21 protein-coding genes are annotated in these 20,518 nt (G+C 60.7%); 3 read left to right on the forward strand and 18 right to left on the reverse strand.

The annotated features are described in order from the left end of the window. Positions 1-271: 271 nt before the first annotated feature. Positions 272-2,419, reverse strand: coding sequence for a formate dehydrogenase subunit alpha (fdhF, locus tag IM317_RS21300; RefSeq protein ID WP_080277752.1), 2,148 nt, complete (start codon positions 2,417-2,419; stop codon positions 272-274). A gap of 256 nt (positions 2,420-2,675) precedes the next feature. Between fdhF and IM317_RS21305 the strand changes: the two genes are divergently transcribed. Then, a complete protein-coding gene (locus tag IM317_RS21305; protein ID WP_033144423.1) occupies positions 2,676-3,407 on the forward strand; it encodes a response regulator in 732 nt (243 codons plus the stop codon). On the opposite strand, the gene IM317_RS21310 is transcribed toward IM317_RS21305, so the two are convergent. The 6 genes from IM317_RS21310 to IM317_RS21335 form a co-directional block, all read right to left on the reverse strand. Next, on the reverse strand, positions 3,404-4,408 hold the full coding sequence (locus tag IM317_RS21310) for a carbohydrate kinase family protein (protein WP_033144424.1): 1,005 nt from the start codon (positions 4,406-4,408) through the stop codon (positions 3,404-3,406). The genes IM317_RS21305 and IM317_RS21310 overlap by 4 nt on opposite strands. After that, positions 4,408-5,268: a ketose 1,6-bisphosphate aldolase gene (locus tag IM317_RS21315; RefSeq protein WP_033144425.1), complete on the reverse strand. Its 861-nt coding sequence runs from the start codon at positions 5,266-5,268 to the stop codon at positions 4,408-4,410. The genes IM317_RS21310 and IM317_RS21315 overlap by 1 nt, the downstream gene beginning before the upstream one ends. 10 nt (positions 5,269-5,278) lie before the next feature. After that, positions 5,279-5,965 (reverse strand): D-lyxose/D-mannose family sugar isomerase, encoded by a 687-nt coding sequence (locus IM317_RS21320; RefSeq protein ID WP_032662557.1) that lies wholly within the window; start codon positions 5,963-5,965, stop codon positions 5,279-5,281. Positions 5,966-6,087: 122 nt separating this feature from the next. Beyond that, positions 6,088-7,029: an ABC transporter substrate-binding protein gene (locus IM317_RS21325; protein WP_021242935.1), complete on the reverse strand. Its 942-nt coding sequence runs from the start codon at positions 7,027-7,029 to the stop codon at positions 6,088-6,090. 32 nt (positions 7,030-7,061) lie between these two features. Next, positions 7,062-8,057, reverse strand: coding sequence for a ribose ABC transporter permease (locus IM317_RS21330; protein ID WP_032662554.1), 996 nt, complete (start codon positions 8,055-8,057; stop codon positions 7,062-7,064). Further along, positions 8,054-9,574, reverse strand: a complete 1,521-nt coding sequence (locus IM317_RS21335; protein WP_033144426.1) for a sugar ABC transporter ATP-binding protein — start codon at positions 9,572-9,574, stop codon at positions 8,054-8,056. Before IM317_RS21335 ends, IM317_RS21330 begins: the two co-directional genes overlap by 4 nt. 233 nt (positions 9,575-9,807) lie before the next feature. Between IM317_RS21335 and IM317_RS21340 the strand changes: the two genes are divergently transcribed. Together IM317_RS21340 and yjdP are read left to right on the forward strand one after the other, a co-directional pair. Further along, complete coding sequence (locus tag IM317_RS21340) at positions 9,808-12,090, forward strand: ATP-binding protein (protein WP_033144427.1); 2,283 nt, start codon at positions 9,808-9,810, stop codon at positions 12,088-12,090. 69 nt (positions 12,091-12,159) lie between these two features. Then, on the forward strand, positions 12,160-12,483 hold the full coding sequence (yjdP, locus tag IM317_RS21345; RefSeq protein ID WP_033144428.1) for a DDRRRQL repeat protein YjdP: 324 nt from the start codon (positions 12,160-12,162) through the stop codon (positions 12,481-12,483). Between the two features lie 40 nt (positions 12,484-12,523). On the opposite strand, the gene phnP is transcribed toward yjdP, so the two are convergent. Genes phnP through phnF form a run of 11 tightly spaced genes read right to left on the reverse strand, consistent with a single transcriptional unit; the run spans position 12,524 to position 20,503 of the window. Beyond that, positions 12,524-13,282 (reverse strand): phosphonate metabolism protein PhnP, encoded by a 759-nt coding sequence (gene phnP, locus IM317_RS21350; protein WP_033144429.1) that lies wholly within the window; start codon positions 13,280-13,282, stop codon positions 12,524-12,526. A gap of 9 nt (positions 13,283-13,291) precedes the next feature. After that, entirely contained in the window at positions 13,292-13,726 is a 435-nt protein-coding gene (gene phnO, locus IM317_RS21355) for an aminoalkylphosphonate N-acetyltransferase (RefSeq protein ID WP_033144430.1), read from the reverse strand. Next, positions 13,719-14,270, reverse strand: coding sequence for a ribose 1,5-bisphosphokinase (phnN, locus tag IM317_RS21360; protein ID WP_120785287.1), 552 nt, complete (start codon positions 14,268-14,270; stop codon positions 13,719-13,721). The genes phnO and phnN overlap by 8 nt, the downstream gene beginning before the upstream one ends. Then, a complete protein-coding gene (gene phnM / locus IM317_RS21365) occupies positions 14,267-15,403 on the reverse strand; it encodes an alpha-D-ribose 1-methylphosphonate 5-triphosphate diphosphatase (protein ID WP_033144432.1) in 1,137 nt (378 codons plus the stop codon). Before phnM ends, phnN begins: the two co-directional genes overlap by 4 nt. Further along, the gene (gene phnL / locus IM317_RS21370) at positions 15,400-16,080 is read right to left on the reverse strand and encodes a phosphonate C-P lyase system protein PhnL (RefSeq protein ID WP_033144433.1); all 681 of its coding nucleotides are present in this window, start codon (positions 16,078-16,080) and stop codon (positions 15,400-15,402) included. The genes phnM and phnL overlap by 4 nt, the downstream gene beginning before the upstream one ends. A 9-nt stretch (positions 16,081-16,089) precedes the next feature. Next, complete coding sequence (gene phnK, locus IM317_RS21375) at positions 16,090-16,845, reverse strand: phosphonate C-P lyase system protein PhnK (protein WP_033144434.1); 756 nt, start codon at positions 16,843-16,845, stop codon at positions 16,090-16,092. Then, complete coding sequence (phnJ, locus tag IM317_RS21380; RefSeq protein ID WP_033144435.1) at positions 16,842-17,687, reverse strand: alpha-D-ribose 1-methylphosphonate 5-phosphate C-P-lyase PhnJ; 846 nt, start codon at positions 17,685-17,687, stop codon at positions 16,842-16,844. Before phnJ ends, phnK begins: the two co-directional genes overlap by 4 nt. Beyond that, positions 17,680-18,744 (reverse strand): carbon-phosphorus lyase complex subunit PhnI, encoded by a 1,065-nt coding sequence (locus tag IM317_RS21385; protein WP_033144436.1) that lies wholly within the window; start codon positions 18,742-18,744, stop codon positions 17,680-17,682. The genes phnJ and IM317_RS21385 overlap by 8 nt, the downstream gene beginning before the upstream one ends. Then, on the reverse strand, positions 18,744-19,328 hold the full coding sequence (phnH, locus tag IM317_RS21390) for a phosphonate C-P lyase system protein PhnH (protein ID WP_032662532.1): 585 nt from the start codon (positions 19,326-19,328) through the stop codon (positions 18,744-18,746). The genes IM317_RS21385 and phnH overlap by 1 nt, the downstream gene beginning before the upstream one ends. Beyond that, entirely contained in the window at positions 19,325-19,777 is a 453-nt protein-coding gene (gene phnG / locus IM317_RS21395; RefSeq protein ID WP_033144437.1) for a phosphonate C-P lyase system protein PhnG, read from the reverse strand. Before phnG ends, phnH begins: the two co-directional genes overlap by 4 nt. Then, complete coding sequence (gene phnF / locus IM317_RS21400; RefSeq protein WP_033144438.1) at positions 19,778-20,503, reverse strand: phosphonate metabolism transcriptional regulator PhnF; 726 nt, start codon at positions 20,501-20,503, stop codon at positions 19,778-19,780. It abuts the gene before it with no gap. Positions 20,504-20,518 lie beyond the last annotated feature (15 nt).

Raw genomic sequence — 20,518 nt, forward strand, 5'->3', positions numbered from 1 at the left:
CAACAAAATGGGTGCAGTACAGGTAAATGAAAATTTCCCGGGGCTTTCTACTTTCTGTCCCTCAACAATGCTCAAGACAGAAAGTCTTAAGCACCCGCCGCACATCTTATCCCTCTGAATTAAAATGCAAAGATGTAATTCTTTTTCGCGAAAATTACATTATTTCTGCGAGTCGCTTTCCAGAATAATAATTCATATATTTGATGAGTTAATCGGAAATAAAAAGGGAGTGAATATCTCACTCCCTTTATTCACTGATTAATTAACGGCTTCAGCCCATTGCGCTTTCGCGCAGTCGGGCTTTCAGCTTGTTATATTCGTCGATGACATACTGTTCCGCAGCGTGCTGATCCGCAATCGGCTCCACGCGTACGGCGCAGTATTTATACTCCGGCGTTTTGGTTATCGGACTTAAGTTCTCCGTCACCAGCTCGTTACAGGCGCCAATCCACCACTGGTAGGTCATATAGACCGCCCCTTTGTTCGGACGATCGCTGACCTGCGCACGGGTAATGATCCGGCCTTTGCGCGAGTTCACCCACACCAGCGCTTCATCCTCAATGCCGAGGCGCTCAGCGTCGGCGGTGTTGATTTGCGCGTAGCCCGGTTCGTCCGCCAGCGCCGCCAGCGCGGCGCAGTTACCCGTCATCGAACGGCAGGAGTAGTGGCCCACTTCACGCACAGTGGAGAGCACCATCGGATACTCGTCGGTGAGTTTATCGATCGGCGCGACCCAGTCGCAGGTGAAGAACTGCGCCAGCCCGTTCGGGGTGTCGAACTTCTCTTTAAAGAGGTATGACGTCCCCTGATCGGCTTCTGACTCATCGCGACACGGCCACTGGATGTACCCCAGCTCACCCATTTTTTCATAGGTTGCCCCGTAGAAGTCCGGACACAGACTGCGCAGCTCGTCCCAGATCTCCTGAGTGTTGTTGTAGTGCATCGGGTAGCCCATGCGGGTGGCGATTTCGCTGATGATCTGCCAGTCCGTTTTCAGGTCCCACTTCGGCTCGACCGCCTTAAAGAAGCGCTGGAAGCCGCGGTCCGCCGCCGTGTAGACGCCTTCATGCTCGCCCCAGGAGGTTGACGGTAGAATCACATCCGCCGCCGCCGCGGTTTTGGTCATGAAGATATCCTGGACAATCACCAGCTCCAGATCCTCAAACCCTTTGCGCACAGCAGACAGCTCGGCGTCGGTCTGGAGCGGATCTTCACCCATGATGTAGGCCGCACGCACTTCGCCGTGCGCCGCGCGGTGCGGCAGCTCGCTGATGCGATACCCGGTGTGTTCCGGCAGGCTTTCCACGCCCCAGGCCTTCGCGAACTTAGCGCGGTTTTCCGGAAACTTCACGTACTGGTAGCCCGGGTAGGTGTCCGGCAGCGCGCCCATATCGCAGGCGCCCTGGACGTTATTCTGACCACGTACCGGGTTGACGCCGACGTGCGCTTTACCCAGATTGCCGGTCAGCATCGCGAGGCTCGTCAGAGAACGCACGGTTTCCACGCCCTGATAGAACTGGGTCACGCCCATTCCCCACAGGATGGCGGCGGTTTTCGCCCCGGCATACATCCGTGCCGCCTGGCGGATCTCCTGCGCGCTGACGCCGGTGATTGTTTCCACCGACTCTGGCGTATAGCCTTCGACAATTTTCCGATACTCTTCAAAGCCTTCCGTACGGGTCGCGACAAACGCCTGGTCGTACAGGTTCTCCTCAATAATGACGTGCCCCATTGCGTTCAACAGCGCGATGTTCGAGCCGTTTTTCAACGCGATGTGCATATCCGCAATGCGCGCGGTTTCAATTTTGCGCGGATCGCAGACGATGATTTTCGCCCCGTTCTGCTTGGCGCGAATAACGTGGTTCGCGACGATAGGGTGAGAATCCGCCGGGTTATAACCAAAGATGAAAACGAGATCGGTGTTATCTATCTCGTTGATGGCATTACTCATTGCGCCGTTACCGACCGACTGGTGCAGACCTGCAACCGATGGGCCGTGTCAGACGCGAGCGCAGCAGTCGACGTTATTGGTTCCAATAACGGCGCGCGCGAATTTTTGCATCACATAGTTGGTTTCATTCCCCGTCCCGCGTGAAGAGCCGGTGGTCTGAATCGCATCCGGGCCATACTTGGCCTTGATAGCGCTCAGACGCGTGGCGACGTAATCCAGCGCCTCGCTCCAGGAGACGGCTTCCAGCTTGCCGCCGCGCTCGCGGCGGATCATAGGGGTTTTCAGGCGCGGGGTGAGGATTTGGGTATCGTTAATAAAATCCCAGCCGTAGTAACCTTTCAGGCATAGCGTGCCCTGGTTGGTTTTCCCCTGTGCGGCCTCCGCCCGGACGATTTTGCCGTTATCGACCACCAGGTGGATCTTGCAACCTGAGGCACAATAAGGGCAAACCGTGACGACTTTTTTCATCAGTCTGCTCCAGTTAATCGAATCATTCGCACCCATTATGCAGCTTCTATGCCATGTTTTTTGTATGGGTATGCCCTGACTTTACGGTCCCTTCGCGATGAAAACCCTGACAAAAAGCAGCCAATCGTCAAAATTGACGTGTCGACAGGGCAGCGGATGTGACATGGGTTGAATTTCCGTCACTGAAAAAACCATTTGACTGGAGCCGACGGCAGAATGGTTCAGACTTAACATAATCCCCTGACGGAAGCATACGATGAAACCGGCGATCCTGGTGGTTGATGACGATACGGCAGTCTGCGAACTGCTTCAGGACGTGCTGAGCGAGCACGTCTTTAGCGTGCTTATTTGCCATAACGGCCAGGATGCACTGCGGCAGGTACAACAGGAGCCGAATATCGCGCTGGTGCTGCTGGATATGATGCTGCCGGATATCAACGGCTTACAGGTTTTGCTGCAGCTGCAAAAGCAGCGCCCGGCGCTACCGGTGATTATGTTAACCGGGCTGGGCAGTGAGTCAGACGTGGTGGTGGGGCTGGAGATGGGGGCCGACGATTATATTGGCAAACCGTTCAACCCGCGCGTGGTGGTCGCCCGCGTAAAAGCGGTATTGCGCCGTACCGGCGTACTGGCGGCGGAAGTCCCCGCAGCGCCCGTAGCGGGCATTGCTTTTAACGGATGGACGCTTGATACCACCCGCTGTGAGCTGAGCGATCCGCAGCGTAACCCTGTCCCCTTAACCCAGGGCGAGTACGGCCTGCTGCTGGCGCTTACGCAAAATGCCCGTCGGGTGCTGAGTCGTGACCAGCTGCTTGAGCTGACCCACAGCGAAAGCGCGGACGTGTTCGACCGCACGATTGACGTGTTGATCATGCGCCTGCGCCGGAAGATAGAGGCTAACCCGCATCAGCCTGCGCTCATCAAAACCATCCGTGGGCTGGGCTATGTGTTTGCCACCGACGTTTCCCATAGCGAGAAAGCGGCCTAAGTATTCTCTTTGATAAACAGCTGCAGCTCGGCCAGCGTTTTCGCGCCGTCAATCGCGTTGGCGGCCAGCAGGCTGGCCCGCGCGCAGGCGTGTGCAAGATAAATGCTCTCCGTGAGCGGCAGCGATTCATGGCAGCCGTATAAAAACCCCGCGCAAAACGCATCGCCCGCGCCAACGCTGCCGACAATCTCTTTCTGCTCCAGCAACCATGATGGGATCCAGCGGCCTTGCTCACCCGGTGCTTCGCCCCATGCGCCTTCCGGACAGTGGATCACCACCCGCTGACGCACGCCTGCCGCCAGCAGCTGCGTCGCGGCATCGGCGATATGGGCGATATTCAGCGCATCGTCGGCGTCGCGCATCTCCAGTCCGCTAAACTCCCCGGCTTCCAGCTCGTTAATCACCAGATAATCAAGGTGGCGCAGGGCAGGGAGCACCAGCGGCTGATAGCGCGGGTCGCCCTTGCGGGAAACCAGATCGAGCGACGTTTCATACCCCTGGTCGCGCATCTGCGCCAGCAGGCGCGCGCTGCGGGTGCCAAACTCGTCATCGGGCATATCCAGGCTGTCGAGCAGCAGCAGGTAGCCGAGATGGAAGATCTTCATCGATCCGTCTAAGCGATCGAAGGCGGGAAGATCCAGCAGGCGGTTGGCGCCCGGCGAGTGGAAAAAGGTGCGCTGTCCGCTGGGATCGGTCATCACCTGCGACATGGAGGTTGGTGCAAAGGTGGTGCGCTGGACGCGCTGGCGGTTGACGTGGTACTGGTCCAGCATCGCCAGAATGTAATCCCCGTCGCCGTCTTCGCCAATCAGCCCCACCGCCTGCAGCGGCAGGCCAACGTGCATTTTCGCCAGCGTCAGCAGCACGTTGAGCGGCGCGCCGCCGGTGGAGCGTTCGCTGTGGGTAATTTCCGCCAGCCAGCCGCGCTCCGGCCACTGCACGATCTGGTGGACGTGATCCACCAGCATGTTGCCTGCGGCGATGATGCCTTTGCGTTCCATTATGCCTGCCCCGCGCTGCCGAAGATGCGCATCTGTTCGGCGACCGTATCGGCAATCGCCTCTTCTATCCCCAGCAGCAGCTCGGCAAATTCATCGTACAGCGGCTGGCGGTTCGCCATGCGCTGCTCAACGGCGGCGAGTGCGGCCTGCGACATGCCGGTGTAGAAGTTGATTTTATGAATGCCGAGCTCGATGGCGCGGCGGAAGTCGGCATCGCTAATCCCGGAGCCGCCGTGTAAAACCAGCGGCAGGCCCGTCTGCTGGCGAATGGCGTCCAGGCGTGGGAAATCGAGTTTCGGCTCGCCTTTGTATTTGCCGTGCGCGTTGCCGATGGCAACCGCCAGCGCGTCAATGCCGGTTGAATCGACAAATTCGCGCGCCAGCTGCGGATCGGTAAAGAACGCTTCATCCGCATGACCGTACAGCGCGCCGCCTTCATCGCCACCGACCGCGCCCAGCTCCGCCTCCACCGACACGCCGACCGCGTGGCACATCTTCACCACCTCCCGCGTCTGGCGAATGTTCTCCTCATAGCTCAGCGTAGAGCCATCGAACATTACCGAGCTGAACCCTAAGCGCAGGGCGCGCACCACCGCCTCGAAATGCAGGCCGTGGTCGAGGTTGAGCACCACGGGAATATCGTGACGGGCGGCTTCGAACTTAACCGCTTCGACAAGCGAATCCAGGGAGACGTACTTAAAATGCACTTCGGCGATGTTGATAATAAACGGCGAGCGTTCCTGCTTCGCGGCGGCGAACAGCGCGCGCAGGAAGTGGGAGTCGAGCACGTTAAACGCGCCCAGCGCGTAGCGATGCGCCCTGGCGTGCTCCAGACCGTCGGCAAGAGAGATCAATGGCATCATTTACTCCTTATATCCGAAACAGGTTGTACTCGTTGCACAGCACCAGCAGCGCCGGTTCGTCTTCTTCGATGTTGTTATAGCGGGCAATGGGCTGCAAAAAGTGGTTATCGTGCTCGTCGTCGTTTACCGATGACACCTCCCCAACCAGCACGTCGCCGAAGCCGCGTTCGCCCCAGAAGCTGTGGTACAGAGTGGGTGTCAGGCAGATGCTTTCCCCTGGTGTGAGGCGCAGCTGGCTGCCGGGCGCGTGGGTCTGACGACAGCCGTCGACGGTGACCGTCACGTCGGTGTTTTCCGTCTCTTCATGCGCCCCGGCATTCCATAACTCAATAATCAGATTCCCGCCGCCCCGGTTGATGATGTCTTCCCGCTTGCGCCAGTGAAAATGCATCGGCGTCACCTGGCCGTCGCGCACGTGCATAATTTTTTCGGCATAGCACTTTTCATAAGGCACGCCGTTGGGCGAGCCGTTGCGCAGGGTAAACAGCGTCAGGCCCTCAGCGGCAAAGCTGTTGCCGCCGAACGCCGTCACGTCCCAGCCGAGCTTGAGGTCGAACACTTCCTGCCATGCGGCCTGGTCAAGCTGCTGCCATTTTGTGGGCGGGAAGCTGGCAAACGGCGGGAGGTGCACGTCGTGCATGGAAAAAAACTGTCGCGTGTGGCCGAGAATTTCATTGATGTCGGAGCGTTTCATGGGGACTCCTTGAATTTTATGCCACCCCCTCACCCCGGCCCTCTCCCTCAAGGGAGAGGGGGAAATAAGTTCCCTCTCCCTGTGGGAGAGGGTTAGGGTGAGGGCATCAGGCCGCACCGAAGTTACTTAACCGTCCAGCCCTTATACGTGCCGACGTTCTTTTTATCGATCATCGTCACCGGAATCAGCACAGGCGCTTTCGGCGCAGGTTTGCCCTGTAGAATGTCATAGCCGATCTCCACCGCTTTTGCCGCCATCACCTGCGGATCCTGCGCCGGGGTCGCGACAAACAGCGAGTTTTCGCGCTTCAGCGCTTCCTCACCGTCCGGGCTGCCATCCACGCCGACGATAAAGAACTCGTTGCGTTGAGCCTGTTTCGCGGCCAGATCGGCACCGATCGCCGTCGGATCGTTAATCGCAAACACGCCGTCGATCTTCGGATTGGCCGCCAGCAGGGAGGTCATGACTTCCAGACCGCCTTCACGACTGCCCTTGGCGTTCTGGTTATCCGAGAGCACCTTGATATCCGGATGTTTTTTGAATTCCGTCTGACAACCTTCCACGCGGTTTTGCACCGCAGAGACCGGTGGTCCGTTGATGATCACCACGTTGCCTTTGCCTTTCAGGCGATCGGTAATGTACTTACAGGCCATTTCGCCCGCCTGGGTGTTATCGGAGGTGATGGTCGCATCCGCCCCTTCCGCCGCTACGTCAACCGCAACGACCACGATCCCGGCGTCCTTCGCGCGCTTCACCGCCGGGCCGATCCCTTTGGAATCCGCGGCGTTAAGGATGATCATGTCCACCTTCGCAGCGATGAAGTTATCGATCTGCGCCACCTGCTGGCCCAGATCGTAACCGCTGGAGACCAGCGTCACCTTGACGTTATCGCCAGCCAGCTTGCGCGCTTCCAGCTCGGCACCTTTGGTGATCTGCACGAAGAACGGGTTGGCCAGGTCGCCCACCGTCACGCCGATGGACTTCAGATCTTTTGCCTGCGCAAACGGCGTTGCGGCAAGCAGCGCGCCAGCACAGAGCGCGGTCACTAACGGTTTCAAACGCATGTTGTTTTCCTCGAAGCTGTAGGGTTTTGTTGTTATGCACTTTGATGGTGTCGGGTACGGTATTTGTCGATCAGCACCGCTATGATGATCACCGCCCCTTTGATCACCAGCTGCCAGAAGTAGGAGACGCCCATCAGCGTCATGCCGTTGTTGAGGGTGGCGATGATTAATGCGCCGACCAGCGTGCCGGTGATCGTGCCGATCCCGCCGACGAAGCTGGTGCCGCCGAGGATCACCGCCGCAATCGCATCCAGCTCGTAGCCCGTGCCGAGGTTGCCGTTGGCGCTGTAGAGGCGCGAGGCGCTCATCACGCCGCCGAGCCCGGAGAGAAGGCCGCTCATGCCGTAGACAAACAGCAGCACCAGCCAGACCTTGATGCCGGTCAGTCGCGCCGCCTGCATGTTGCCGCCCACCGCGTAGATGTGGACGCCGAGCGTGGTGCGGCGCAGGATGAACCAGCAGATAGCAATCACCGCAAGGGCAATGACTACCAGCCACGGGATCGGGCCGAGGTAGTTATTGCCGATCCACTCGAAGCTGATGTTGGAGTTAATGACCGTCGTGCCGTCCGCCAGCAGATAGGCCGCGCCGCGCAGCGCCGTATAGGTGCCGAGCGTCACGATGAAGGGCGGCAGCCCGGCAAAGGCCACCAGCGCGCCGTTGAACAGACCCAGCACCATGCCGAGCATCAGCGCGGCCGGAATGGAGAGCATCGCAAATTCAGGGATAAGCGAGACCACCATCGCCGCTACCGCCGTGGTGCCCAGAATCGAGCCCACGGAGAGGTCAATCCCGCCGGTTAAAATGATGAAGGTCATTCCCGCCGCCAGCACGATGTTGATCGACGCCTGACGGGTAATGTTGAGCAGGTTGCTCTCGGTGAAGAAGTTCGGGGCGATAAAGCCAAATACTGCCACAATCAGGATAAGAATCGGCAGGATGCCGACCGTTTGCATCAGATCGCTCATCAGCATTTTTTTGGCGGAGGCGGATTTCGCCACCTGCTGCGGATGGGTTGGAGTTGTCATGATTGCACCGCCTGATGATGAGTGTCGTTCACGCCGGTTGCCAGCGTCATAATGTTTTCCTGAGAGATGTCGCGCCCGTGGAGTTCACCCGCAATGCTGCCTTCCCGCATCACGTACACCCGGTCGCTCATGCCCACCACTTCCGGCAGCTCGCTGGAGATCATTAAAATCGCCACCCCTTTGCGCGCCATCTGGTTCATGATGCGGTAGATCTCGCTTTTCGCGCCGACGTCCACGCCGCGCGTGGGTTCATCCAGAATCAGAATGCGCGGACCGATGGCCACCCAGCGGGAGATCAGCAGCTTTTGCTGATTGCCGCCTGACAGCCCGCCCGCCCGCACCTGCGAATGGGGCACGCGGATGTTGAGCAATGCAATGGCGTCATCGGAAATCGACTGGGCTTTTTTGCGGTTTAACATACCGAAGGTGGCGTCGCGCTCCAGCGTCGCCATGGTGATGTTCTCCTGCGCCGCCAGCTCCAGAAACAGCCCCTGCTCCTTGCGGTTCTCGGTGAGAAAACCGATGCCGTTTTCGATGGCCGCACGCGGGGAGTGGATCACCACCGGCTCGCCGTCGACCTCAATCATGCCGCCGGTGGCTTTACGCACGCCGAAAATCAGCTGCGCCAGCTCGGAGCGTCCGGCCCCCACCAGGCCCGCCAGCCCGACGATTTCGCCGGAACGGACCTGCAGGCTGCACGGCTGTACCTTTTTACCGTCGGTGAGGTGGTGGACGTTGAGGCGCGGGCTGCCGAGGGGAATATCACGCTCTTTGTTGAACAGATCGCTTAACGGGCGGCCCACCATCATGCGCACCAGCTCGGAGGCGTTCAGCTTGTCGCGCGTCAGGCTGCCGACGTACTGCCCGTCGCGCAGAACGCTGACGCGGTCAGAAAGTTCATACACTTCCGCCATGCGGTGGCTGATATAGATGATCGCCATCCCTTCATCGCGCAGGCGCAAAATCAGTTCGAACAGGCGGTGCGTTTCCCGCGAGGAGAGGGCGGCGGTGGGCTCATCCATCACCAGAATGCGGCTGTTGCGGTGCAGCGCGCGGGCGATTTCCACCTGCTGCTGCTCGGCGATGGTCAGCTTCATCACCAGGTCGGTGGCATTGAACTGTGCGCCGAGGCGCTCAATCACCGCCTGCGCCTGGGCGACCATCTCTTTGCGCTGCACCATCCCGCCGCGCGACAGCTCGCTGCCAAGAAAGATATTTTCGGCAACGGTCAGGTTGGGCGCGAGCTGCATCTCCTGATAAATCAGGGTAATGCCTGCGGCCAGCGCATCTTTCGGCCCTTTAATGTGAAACGGCTGACCGTCGATCAGGATCTCACCGCTGGTGGCGGTATAGGCTCCCGCGAGGATTTTCATCAGCGTGCTTTTTCCCGCGCCGTTTTCGCCCATCAGCGCGTGGATCTCTCCGGGAAAGACCGTCAAATCCACACCCTTGAGCGCGTGGAAACTGCCAAACGTTTTGGCAATGCTGCGCATCTCTAATACCGGGGTTCTGCTCATGGCGGATCTCCTGCGAATGCCGATATCTGCACTTCATCACAGGTGCGTAAATGCAAAATGTCAGAAGCTGTTCATATTTGTCATAGTTATGAATAGCTAATGTAGATCACAGTTATTGAACTACCCTCACCCCGGCCCTCTCCCTTAAAGGGAGAGGGAGCAAATCATTCCCTCGCCCCTTTGGGGAGAGGGTTAGGGTGAGGGGACACCAAACCGCACAGGAGCCTAAATCCATGCCATCACGCCGTCCGCCCTTTTTCGCCAGCGCCCGAGGCCGCCTGCTGATTTTTAATCTGCTGGTGGTCGCCGTGACGCTAATGGTGAGCGGCGTGGCGGTGCTCGGCTTTCGTCACGCCAGTCAAATCCAGGAGCAGGTTCAGCAGCAAACGCTGGACGATATGACCGGCAGCATGAACCTGGCCCGCGATACCGCCAACGTGGCGACGGCGGCGGTGCGGCTTTCGCAGGTCGTCGGGGCGCTGGAGTACAAAGGCGAAGCCGAGCGCCTGAAGCAGACGCAAATGGCGCTGCGCCGCTCGCTGGAACAGCTTGCGGAAGCGCCGCTGGCGCAGCAGGAGCCGGCGCTGGTGGCGCGTATTATTCAACGAAGCAATGAGCTACAGCAGAGCGTGACGGAGATGCTTGAGCGCGGCCAGCGGCGCCATCTGGAGCGTAACGCGCTGCTGAGCTCGCTGTATCAAAGCCAGAGCTACCTGCGTCATCTGCAGGACATCAACCGCCGTTACGACAGCAACGTGCCGGATGCGCAGCAGCTGATGGAGATGGACCGGCTGATCGCCGCCGCCATCGACACTCCTTCGCCGCGCGCGACCGTTCAGCAGCTGGACGCCGTAGCCGCTGCGCTGCCCCGGAGTGCCGTACAGCCGGTCGTGAAGGGGGTTCTGCCAGATTTTAATGCCGAGTTAGGCAAGCTCGCCCCGCTGTCGAAGCAGCTGGAAGAGAGCGACCTGGCGATAAGCTGGTATATGTTCCACATTAAGGCGCTGGTGGCGATCCTCAACAGCGACATTAATCAGTACGTCGGGCAGGTGGCGCAGGCCTCCCGGCTTCGCACGGCCCAGAGCCATCACGAGCTGCAGTCCATCAGCGTGTTTATCAGCTTCTTCGCCGTGCTGGCGCTGATCATCACCGGGTGCGCCTGCTGGTATATCTACCGCAATCTGGCCTCTAACCTGACGGCGATTTCCCGGGCAATGTCGCGCCTTGCTCACGGCGAACAGGATGTCTCCGTTCCCGCCCTCCAGCGGCGCGATGAGCTGGGCGAGCTGGCGCGCGCGTTTAACGTTTTTGCCCGCAATACCGCCTCGCTTGAGCACACCACGCGCCTGCTGAAAGAGAAAACCACGCAGATGGAGATCGACCGCGTTGAGCGTCAGGGGCTGGAAGAGGCGCTGCTGCACAGCCAGAAGATGAAGGCGGTCGGACAGCTGACCGGCGGGCTGGCGCATGATTTTAACAACCTGCTGGCGGTAATCATCGGCAGCCTTGAGCTCACCGACCCCGAATCAAAAGACGCGCCGCGCATTACCCGGGCGCTGAAGGCGGCCGAGCGGGGGGCCTTACTGACGCAGCGCCTGCTGGCGTTTTCCCGCAAGCAGTCCCTGACGCCGCATGCGGTAGAGATGCTGCCGCTGCTGGAGAACCTCCGGGAGCTGATGCGCCACTCCCTGCCTGCTACCCTCACTCTGGAGATTGAAGCGCAAACCCCGGCATGGCCCGCGTGGATTGACGTTAGCCAGCTGGAAAACGCCATCATCAACCTGGTGATGAACGCGCGCGATGCGATGGAAGGGCAAAGCGGGGTGATTAAAATTCGGACCTGGAATCAGCGCGTCACCCGCAGCGACGGGCGCAGGCAGGATATGGTGGCGCTGGAGGTGATTGACCGCGGCAGCGGCATGTCGCAGGAGGTGAAATCCCGGGTCTTTGAACCGTTCTTCACCACCAAGCAGACCGGAAGCGGAAGCGGGTTAGGCCTGTCGATGGTCTACGGCTTTGTGCGCCAGTCCGGTGGCCGCGTGGAGATTGAAAGCGCGCCGGGGCAGGGAACGACCGTTCGGCTTCACCTCCCGCGCTCGGTGCTGCCTGCTGCGGCAGACGATGAAGCACTGTCAGCCACCGCCTCCGTCGATAGCGAGCGGCTGGTCCTGGTGCTGGAAGATGAGGCGGATGTTCGGCAAACCCTGTGCGAGCAGCTGCACCAGCTTGGTTACCTGACGCTGGAAGCGGACAACGGCGAGCAGGCGCTGAATATGCTGGCGGCGTCGCCGGATATTGGCATGTTTATCAGCGACCTGATGCTACCCGGCAGCCTGAGCGGCGCTGAGGTGATTAACCATGTGCGCAGCCATTATCCGCAGCTTCCTGTGCTGCTGATCAGCGGCCAGGATCTACGGCCCGCGCATAACCCTCAGCTGCCGGACGTCCAGCTACTGCGTAAGCCGTTTACGCGGGTGCAGCTGGCGCAGGCGCTGCGCAAGGTTATGGTAATTTGAGATTCCTCCGCTACCCCGGCTTCCCGCCGTTCATTATCGTAAGGCCAGTTCACCTGCGAGTCTGGCCTTATGAAACGTTACTCAACTGCTCTGTTATTCGGTCTGCTGTCACTCACCAGCCAACTGGCTCATGCCGATATTGTTGATGATGCTATTGGCAACATTCAGCAGGCGATCAACGATGCCTATAACCCCAGCAGCAGCCGCAGCAATGACGACGACGATCGTTATGACCGCAGTCGTCAAATCGACAGCCGACAGTACGACGATCGTCGTCGGCAGCTTGAAGACAGACGCCGTCGTTTAGATGAACGTCAGCGTCAGCTGGATGACGACAGACGTCGTCTGGAAGAGGATGAGCGCAGGTTAGAAGACGATTACGATCGAGGCTAAGTGCGGCCTGTTGCCCTCTCCCACGGGAGAGGGAGAAAACCTAATCCAGCACCAGCACCATCCCGTCATAGCCCGCTTCCATGCCCTGCGGCAGCGGGTTATCCATCATCCACACGTCAAACTGATGGCTGATGTGCGTCAGGATCACCTGCGGGCAGCCAATCGCCTCGTTTAACGCAATCACGGTATTTAAGTCGCAATGGTTTCGCGGCGTTTCCTCGCGCGGTTCATGGCTGCAGTCGATAATTATTGCCTGCGGCTGGTTGTTGAGCAGGAACTTCACCGTTTTTTCCGGCAATCCAGCGGTGTCGGAAAGCCAGGCCACGCGGCTGTGGGCCGATTCCAGCAAATACCCGAAGGTCAGTTTCGAATGGTTGAGCGGCAGCGGCGTGACCCGTAAACCCTGAAGCTCAAACATCACAAACGGTTCGACCGTGTGGCTGAAATCCAGAATGCCGGGGTGCTTAAACAGGTCGTCGCATCCGGCGTCGTCCGGCGGACCGTAAACCGGGATCGTCGCCCCCACGCCCCAGCGCAGGGGGAACAGCCCCTGAACGTGATCCATATGGTAATGGGTGAGCAAGAACTGCTGGAAGCTGCCCGCCGGCCAGTCGTCCATCAGGTGCGGAATACCGGCATCCAGCAGGGTGACGGCATCGTTGAATTTCACCACCGCGCTGCACGGGCGACGGCGATAGTTATCCTGCAGGCGCGCCCGGCGACACGCCGCGCAGTCGCAGCCAAAGACCGGCACCAGCTGGGCGCCACCCGTTCCCGTCAACGTGATGGTCAGACTCATAGCGCACCTCTACAGCGGTTTGGTGAATCGGAAATGGCTCTGCGTGTATCCTTCACGAACGTAAAAACGGTGCGCGTCGGTGCGCTTCACGCTGGTGGAAAGTTCGGTCAGTTCAGCGCCGGCCTGTCGCGCTACCTCTTCCGCCCAGGCCAGCAGTTGACTGCCCACTTTTAACCCACGCGCCTGCGGCATTACGACCAGCTCCTGGATCTCGCCGATCCAGCGCGCGTGATGCAGGTGAAACTGCATGTGCAGGCCGATCATGCCGATGACCTGTCCCTCTCTCTCCGCAAGCTGGTAGCGCATGTTGCGATCCTGCAGGTTGGCAAGAAACCCGGCGTGGAACGCCTGATGGTCGAACTCTGCCTGCTTGAGCTCGCAGATCAGGGCGTAAACACTCTGCGCATCGTCGGCTGTGGCGGGGCGAAGCTGGCAGTCAGGCATGCTGTTTCTCCTTCTGACGGATAAGCGATAAAAAGGTATCGACTGACTGTAGCAAACTTCCGTCGTTATTGAGGATGTGGCAGTCCGACGGGGCATAGCGGGCCGCGCGCTCAAGCCGCTGATCGATCTCACGGGCTGATTCACGCCCCCGGCTTTGCAACCGGCTGCGCAGAACGTCCGGCGAAACCTGCAGGCAGACCGGCAGCAGAGCCGCCTCATAGCGGACGCGCGCTTGCGGCAGATGCGCACGCGAGCCGTTAACCAGCACGTCGAAGCCCGCATGCAGCCACAGATCGGTCTCGATGCCGATCCCATAGTAATAACCGTTGGCATGCCAGCTCAGCGCCAGCAGGTTTTGCCCGGCACGGATGAAAAACTCCTGCTCGCTCAGGGCGATATGGTTTTCACTCCCGGCATTGGCCGCGCGGGTAATATAGCGGTGCGCGACCAGCAGCTGCGGATGTTCCCGCTGCCTTAAGGCGGACAGCAGGCTGTCTTTACCGGAACCCGAGGGCCCCATTAACCAGATGAGCCTTCCCATCAGAACACCCTTTTTCCCTGACGCCAGACGTGGTCGATGTGAACGTGCTCGCCCTTGCGGTGGGCCAGCACCAGATCCGCGCGTTTACCCTCGGCGATTTCCCCGCGATCCTGAAGATTAAGCGCCGAGGCCGGGTTTTTCGTCACCAGGCGAATCGCCTGCGGCAGCGTGAAGCTGTTGCTCTCGTCGTCGGCCACCCGGAACGCCGCATCCAGCAGGCTGGCGGGGTAGTAGTCGGACGAGAGAATATCCAGCAGGCCGAGGGAGGCAAGCCTGCTTGCCGCGACGTTGCCGGAGTGCGATCCGCCGCGCACGATGTTCGGTGCGCCCATCAGCACGTTCATGCCGTGCCTGCGGGAGGCTTCAGCCGCTTCAAACGTGGTGGGAAATTCGGCGATCACGCTGCCAAGCTGATGGGATTCGCGCACGTGATCGTGCGTGGCATCGTCATGGCTGGCCAGCGCGATATTGCGGTCACGACACATCGCGGCAATCCTGAGACGGTTTGGCTGCGACCACTGGGCCGCAAGCGTCAGCTGCTCTTCCTCGTAGCGGGTCATCTCCGCATCGCTGAGAGAATATTTGCCCTGATAGTATTCGCGATACTTTTCAATGTTGGCGAACTGGCGCTGCCCCGGCGAGTGGTCCATCAGGGAGACCAGCGAGACCGGCTCGCGCCCGACCAGTTTTTCAAACAGCGGCAGGGTGGTGTGGTGCGGCAGCTCACAGCGCAGGTGCAGACGGTGCTCGGCGCGGTTGAGGCCGCGTTTTTGCGTCTCCTCCACGGCGTTGATCATCTTCTCCAGATTCTCCAGGCGATCGCCGCCGTCGCGCACGTCGCCAATCGCCACCGCGTCCAGCACGGTGGTAATGCCGCTGGCGACCATCAGCGCGTCGTGGCTGCTCATCGCCGAATGGGCGGGCCAGTCGACCTTCGGGCGCGGGGTGAAAAATTTGTCCAGATTATCGGTATGCAGCTCAATCAGCCCCGGCAGCAGCCAGCCGCCTTCACCGTCCATCGCTTCAGGGGTACGGCTTTGGGTTTCGGCAAAGGCGCGAATAACGCCTTCATGGACTTCAACCGAGCCATTAACCACTTCATTTTCCAGCACCAGCCTGACGTTATTGATAATCATGCGTGGACCCCCATCGGGTGCAATCTGTCCGCCACGCGGCTGCGTACGGCGTCGTCGTGGAAGATCCCGACGATCGCCGCCCCGCGCGCTTTGGCCTGTTCGATCAGCTCCACCACGGCCGCGCTGTTTTTACCGTCGAGCGAGGCGGTGGGTTCATCCAGAAGTAAAATCGGGTAGTCGACGATAAACCCGCGGGCGATATTGACGCGCTGCTGCTCGCCGCCGGAAAAGGTCGACGGGGCGAGATGCCACAGGCGCTCCGGCACGTTGAGGCGCGTCAGCAGGCTGGCGGCTTTGGCGGCGCAGGCTTCTCGCGGCACGCCCAGATCCAGCAGCGGCTGCATCACCACGTCCAGAGCGGAGATCCGCGGGATCACCCGCAGAAACTGGCTCACCCAGCCGATCGTCGTGCGGCGCACTTCCAGCACTTTGCGCGCGGGGGCCTGCACCAGATCGACCCATTCATCGTTGTGGCGAATGTGAATGTGGCCTTCATCCGGGAGATAGTTGGCGTACAGGGAGCGTAGCAGGGTGGATTTTCCGCTGCCGGAATGGCCGTGCAGCACCACGCATTCGCCGCTGCGGACCTCTAACGAGGCATTTTGCAGCACCGGCAGGCGCACGCCGTTTTGCTGGTGGAGCACAAAGGTCTTACTTACGTTTTGTACGTGGATCATGTTGGCCTCTTAATTCTGCAATACGGACGACACCAGCAGCTGGGTGTACGGATGGTGTGGATCGTCGAGCACCCGGTCGGTTAACCCACTTTCCACCACCTGGCCCTGCTTCATCACCAGCAGACGGTCCGCAAGCAGGCGCGCAACGCCCAGATCGTGGGTGACAATCACCACCGCGAGGTTCAGCTCCACCACCAGACCGCGCAGCAGGTCGAGCAGGCGCGCCTGCACGGAGACGTCCAGCCCGCCGGTGGGTTCATCCATAAACACCAGCTTCGGATGGGTGACCAGGTTGCGGGCAATCTGCAGGCGCTGCTGCATCCCGCCGGAGAAGGTTGTCGGCAGGTCGTCGATGCGCGAGGCGGGGATTTCGACTTCCTCCAGCCAGTGCTGGGCGGTAGCGCGGATGTTGCCGTAGTGGCGCGCGCCGGTAGCCATCAGGCGTTCGCCGATGTTGCCCCCGGCAGAGACCTGACGGCGCAGGCCGTCCATCGGGTGCTGATGCACCACGCCCCACTCGGTGCGCAGCAGGCGGCGGCGCCCGGCCTCGCTCATGCCGTACAGCGAGGCGCCCTCATACAAAATGTCGCCGTTCTGCGGCGTCAGGCGCGCGGAGATGGACTTCAGCAGGGTGGTTTTGCCGGAGCCGGACTCGCCGACGATCCCCAGCACTTCGCCCGGCCACAGCTCGAACGACACGTCGCTAAAGCCCTTGCCCGGCGCATACAGGTGAGTCAGGTTATTAACCGAAAGCAGCGGTTTCATTGGCTGTTCGCCTCGCTCTGTTGGCGGCAGTAATCGGTGTCGGAGCAGACAAACATCCGTTTGCCCGTGTCGTCCAGCACCACCTCGTCCAGATAGCTGTGTTTGGATCCGCAGATGGCGCACGGCTCGTCCCACTCCTGCACCGTAAACGGGTGATCGTCGAAATCCAGGCTTTCCACGCGCGTGTAAGGCGGAACGGCGTAGATGCGTTTCTCGCGCCCGGCGCCGAAAAGCTGCAGGGCGGGCATCATGTCCATCTTCGGGTTATCGAATTTTGGGATTGGCGACGGGTCCATCACGTAGCGCCCGTTCACCTTCACCGGGTAGGCGTAGGTGGTGGCGATATGGCCGAAGCGGGCGATATCCTCATACAGCTTCACCTGCATGACGCCGTACTCTTCCAGCGCGTGCATGGTGCGGGTTTCCGTTTCGCGCGGCTCGATAAAGCGCAGCGGCTCCGGGATCGGCACCTGGAAAATTAAAATCTGATCTTCCGTCAGTGGGGTTTCGGGGATGCGGTGACGGGTCTGGATCAGCGTCGCGTCTTCGGTTTTTTCGGTGGTATTGACGCCGGTGACGCGCTGGAAGAAGCTGCGGATCGACACGGCGTTGGTGGTGTCGTCGGCGCCCTGATCGATGACCTTCAGCACGTCAGCCTCGCCGATCACGCTGGCGGTGATCTGAATACCGCCCGTGCCCCAGCCGTAGGGCATCGGCATTTCGCGGCCGCCGAACGGCACCTGATAGCCCGGAATGGCCACCGCTTTTAAGATGGCGCGGCGGATCATGCGTTTGGTTTGCTCATCCAGATAGGCAAAGTTGTAGCCGCTTAAGTTAGCCATTTTTGCGCTCCCGTTGCAGGCGTTTCAGCAGTTCCAGTTCGGCCTGGAAATCGACGTAGTGCGGCAGCTTGAGGTGCGAGACGAAGCCAGCGGCCTCAACGTTATCCGCGTGGGCCAGCACAAACTCTTCGTCCTGCGCCGGGCCTGCAACGTGCTCGCCGTAGTCCGGTGCCTGCAGGGCGCGGTCGACCAGCGCCATGGCCATGGCCTTGCGCTCGCCGAGGCCGAACACCAGCCCGTAGCCGCGGGTAAAGTGCGGGTCTTCGTCTTCCGGGGCGACGAAACCGTTAACCATTTCACACTCGGTCATCAGCAGTTCGCCGACGTTCACCGCAAAACCCAGCTCTTCCGGTACGATTTCAATGTCGATATAGCCACTGCGAATTTCGGCCGCAAACGGGTGGTTGCGCCCGTAGCCGCGCTGGGTGGAGTAGGCCAGCGCCAGCAGATAGCCTTCGTCGCCGCGCATCAGCTGCTGCAGGCGGGACGAGCGCGAGCACGGGTAAACCGGCGGCGTGCGGGTGATGTCATCCGGCTGCGCGCCTGAATCTTCTTCCGTCTTCGCCAGGCCCTGTTTTGCCAGCAGGCTGAAGACGTGCGGAGACGGTTCCTGTTCGGCGTCGGAGGTGCTGAGCTGCGGCGATTCACCGTTTGCCAGCAGGGTAAAATCCAGCAGGCGGTGGGTGTAGTCGTAGGTGGGGCCAAGCAGCTGGCCGCCGGGAACGTCTTTATAAACGGCAGAAATGCGGCGTTCCAGGCGCATCTCCGCCGTATTCACCGGCTCGCTGACTGCCAGTTTCGCGAGCGTGGTGCGGTAGGCGCGCAGCAGGAAGATGGCTTCCACGTTGTCGCCGCTGGCCTGCTTCAGGGCCAGCGCCGCCAGCTCGCGGTCGGCGATGCCGCCCTCGGTCATCACGCGGTCGACGGCGAGGTTTAGCTGCTGTTCAATCTGGGCGACGCTCAGCTCGGGAAGCCGTTCATCGCCCCGTCGTCTGTGCGCCTGTAGCGCATGGGCGGCGGCGATGGCCTTCTCGCCCCCTTTGACGGCAACGTACATCAGCACACCTCCACGTGGGTGGTCCGCGGGATTGCCAGCAGGCGCTCGCCGCAGGTCAGGATCAGGTCAATGCCCAGCGGGAACGGGTGCGGGCGCTCGGTCAGCTCGTGAATGATGCACTCCGGCAGCTGCGGCGCGACCATGCGCTCGTCGGCGATGCCTGCCCCCGTAAGGCGCAGCATGCGGCCGCCGCTCAGGCTGGAGACCTGCAGGATCAGCGTGGCGCTGGTCTCCGGGGCGACGGCGCTGCCTTCGCTCAGGGCGTTCAATTGCTCATGGCTGATTTGCTCGTCAGCCACGGCAAAAACCGCCTGCTGGGGCTGATCGACCAGCGGAGCGCTGGTGTGAAAACGCAGGTTCTGGCTGGCGATATCGTTCGACAGCGCGCCCGAAAGCCACACCGGTGTGTCGTTGTCGGCAAGCGTCAGCAGCACGCTGGTGGTCGCCAGGTTCAGCGGCAGCCAGCCCTGGGAGAGCTGGTGCAGCGAGACGATCACGCCCGGCTCGCTCATCGCTTTCAGCAGGCGACGAAAACTGTGTTGGGCATCCTGGACGGCCAGGGTAAAAGCAGGTTGAAGCGTCATGCGTTGTCTCCGCGAACGAGCGTAAAGAAGTCGACCCGGCTGGTGTTCACTTCGGCCTGACGTGCGGCAATGCGCGCGGCGCGGTCGGCTTCCAGCGGGGCAATAAGGGTTTCCATTAACGTCTGGAAATAGGGTTGTTCTTGTAAAAGCGCGTCGATCACCGCGCAGCGCTCGGCGTGCGCTTTGTCGCGCCCCAGCACGTAGCTGTAGCCCAGCGTGCCGCTGTTCAGGCGGATTGCCGCGCGGGTGAGGGTGGCGTCTCCGGCGAAAAAGCGTTCTCCGGTGCCGCCCATGCGCGCCTGGATCTGAACGAGGCCGATCTCCGGGGCGCGAAGGGTGTCGTAGTCTGGCGTCAGGCTGAGCGCGTTCATGCGGGCAGCCAGCGCAGCAGGCTGGCTATGGGCCAGCACGCGCATCCAGCGCTGTCGGGTGGCGGTGTCGAAGTGCATTCAGTGCTCCATGGTGAATTCGATCATGTCGGCGCGGGTCAGGCTGACGGAGTATTCCGTCGCGTTGATCTCGCCGTCACGGTGGTTGAGGGTGCGCACGCAGAGCAGCGGGGCCATATTGGGGATTTCGAGCACTTTGCTCTCTTTCGCCTGCGCGCGACGGGCGCTGATGCGCGTCTGGGTGCGCTTGAGCGCAATGCCGGTCGCATCCTTAAGAAAATCATGCAGCGAGCCGCTGGAGAAATGCTGGAGCACGTGCCAGAGGGCGAGGTCCGCAAAGTAATGGTCTATCTGGCATACCGCCACGCCGTTAACGCGACGCAGGGTACGCAGGTGAATGACATCGTCGCCCTCCTGAATGCCCAGCGCGTCCGCCACGTGGCTGGAGGCCGGACGCAGTACCGAGAGCAGCTTTTCGCTGGTCGGGTGGCTGCCCTGATCCAGCAGGTTCTGGCTAAAGCGCGCCTGGGCGTTTAGCGGGTAGTCGAACGGGCGCATCAGCACCAGCACGCCCACGCCCTGACGGCGCTGGACCCAGCCGCGCTCGACCAGCTGGTCAATGGCGCGACGCAGGGTGTGGCGGTTCACTTCATAGCGGTCGGCAAGCTGCTGCTCGGCGGGCAGGTAGTCCCCGCAGCGGTAGTGTGTGCGCAGCTCCACTTCGAGCTTTGCCGCAATCTCTTGCCAGCGGGTGGGATAACTGGTCGGATGTCTGGATAAGTGCATAGAAAACAAAGCCTC

Origin of the sequence: Enterobacter cloacae complex sp. S3 (genome assembly GCF_014930495.1) — a bacterium.
In the GTDB taxonomy this organism is placed as follows: Bacteria; Pseudomonadota; Gammaproteobacteria; order Enterobacterales; family Enterobacteriaceae; genus Enterobacter; species Enterobacter asburiae_B.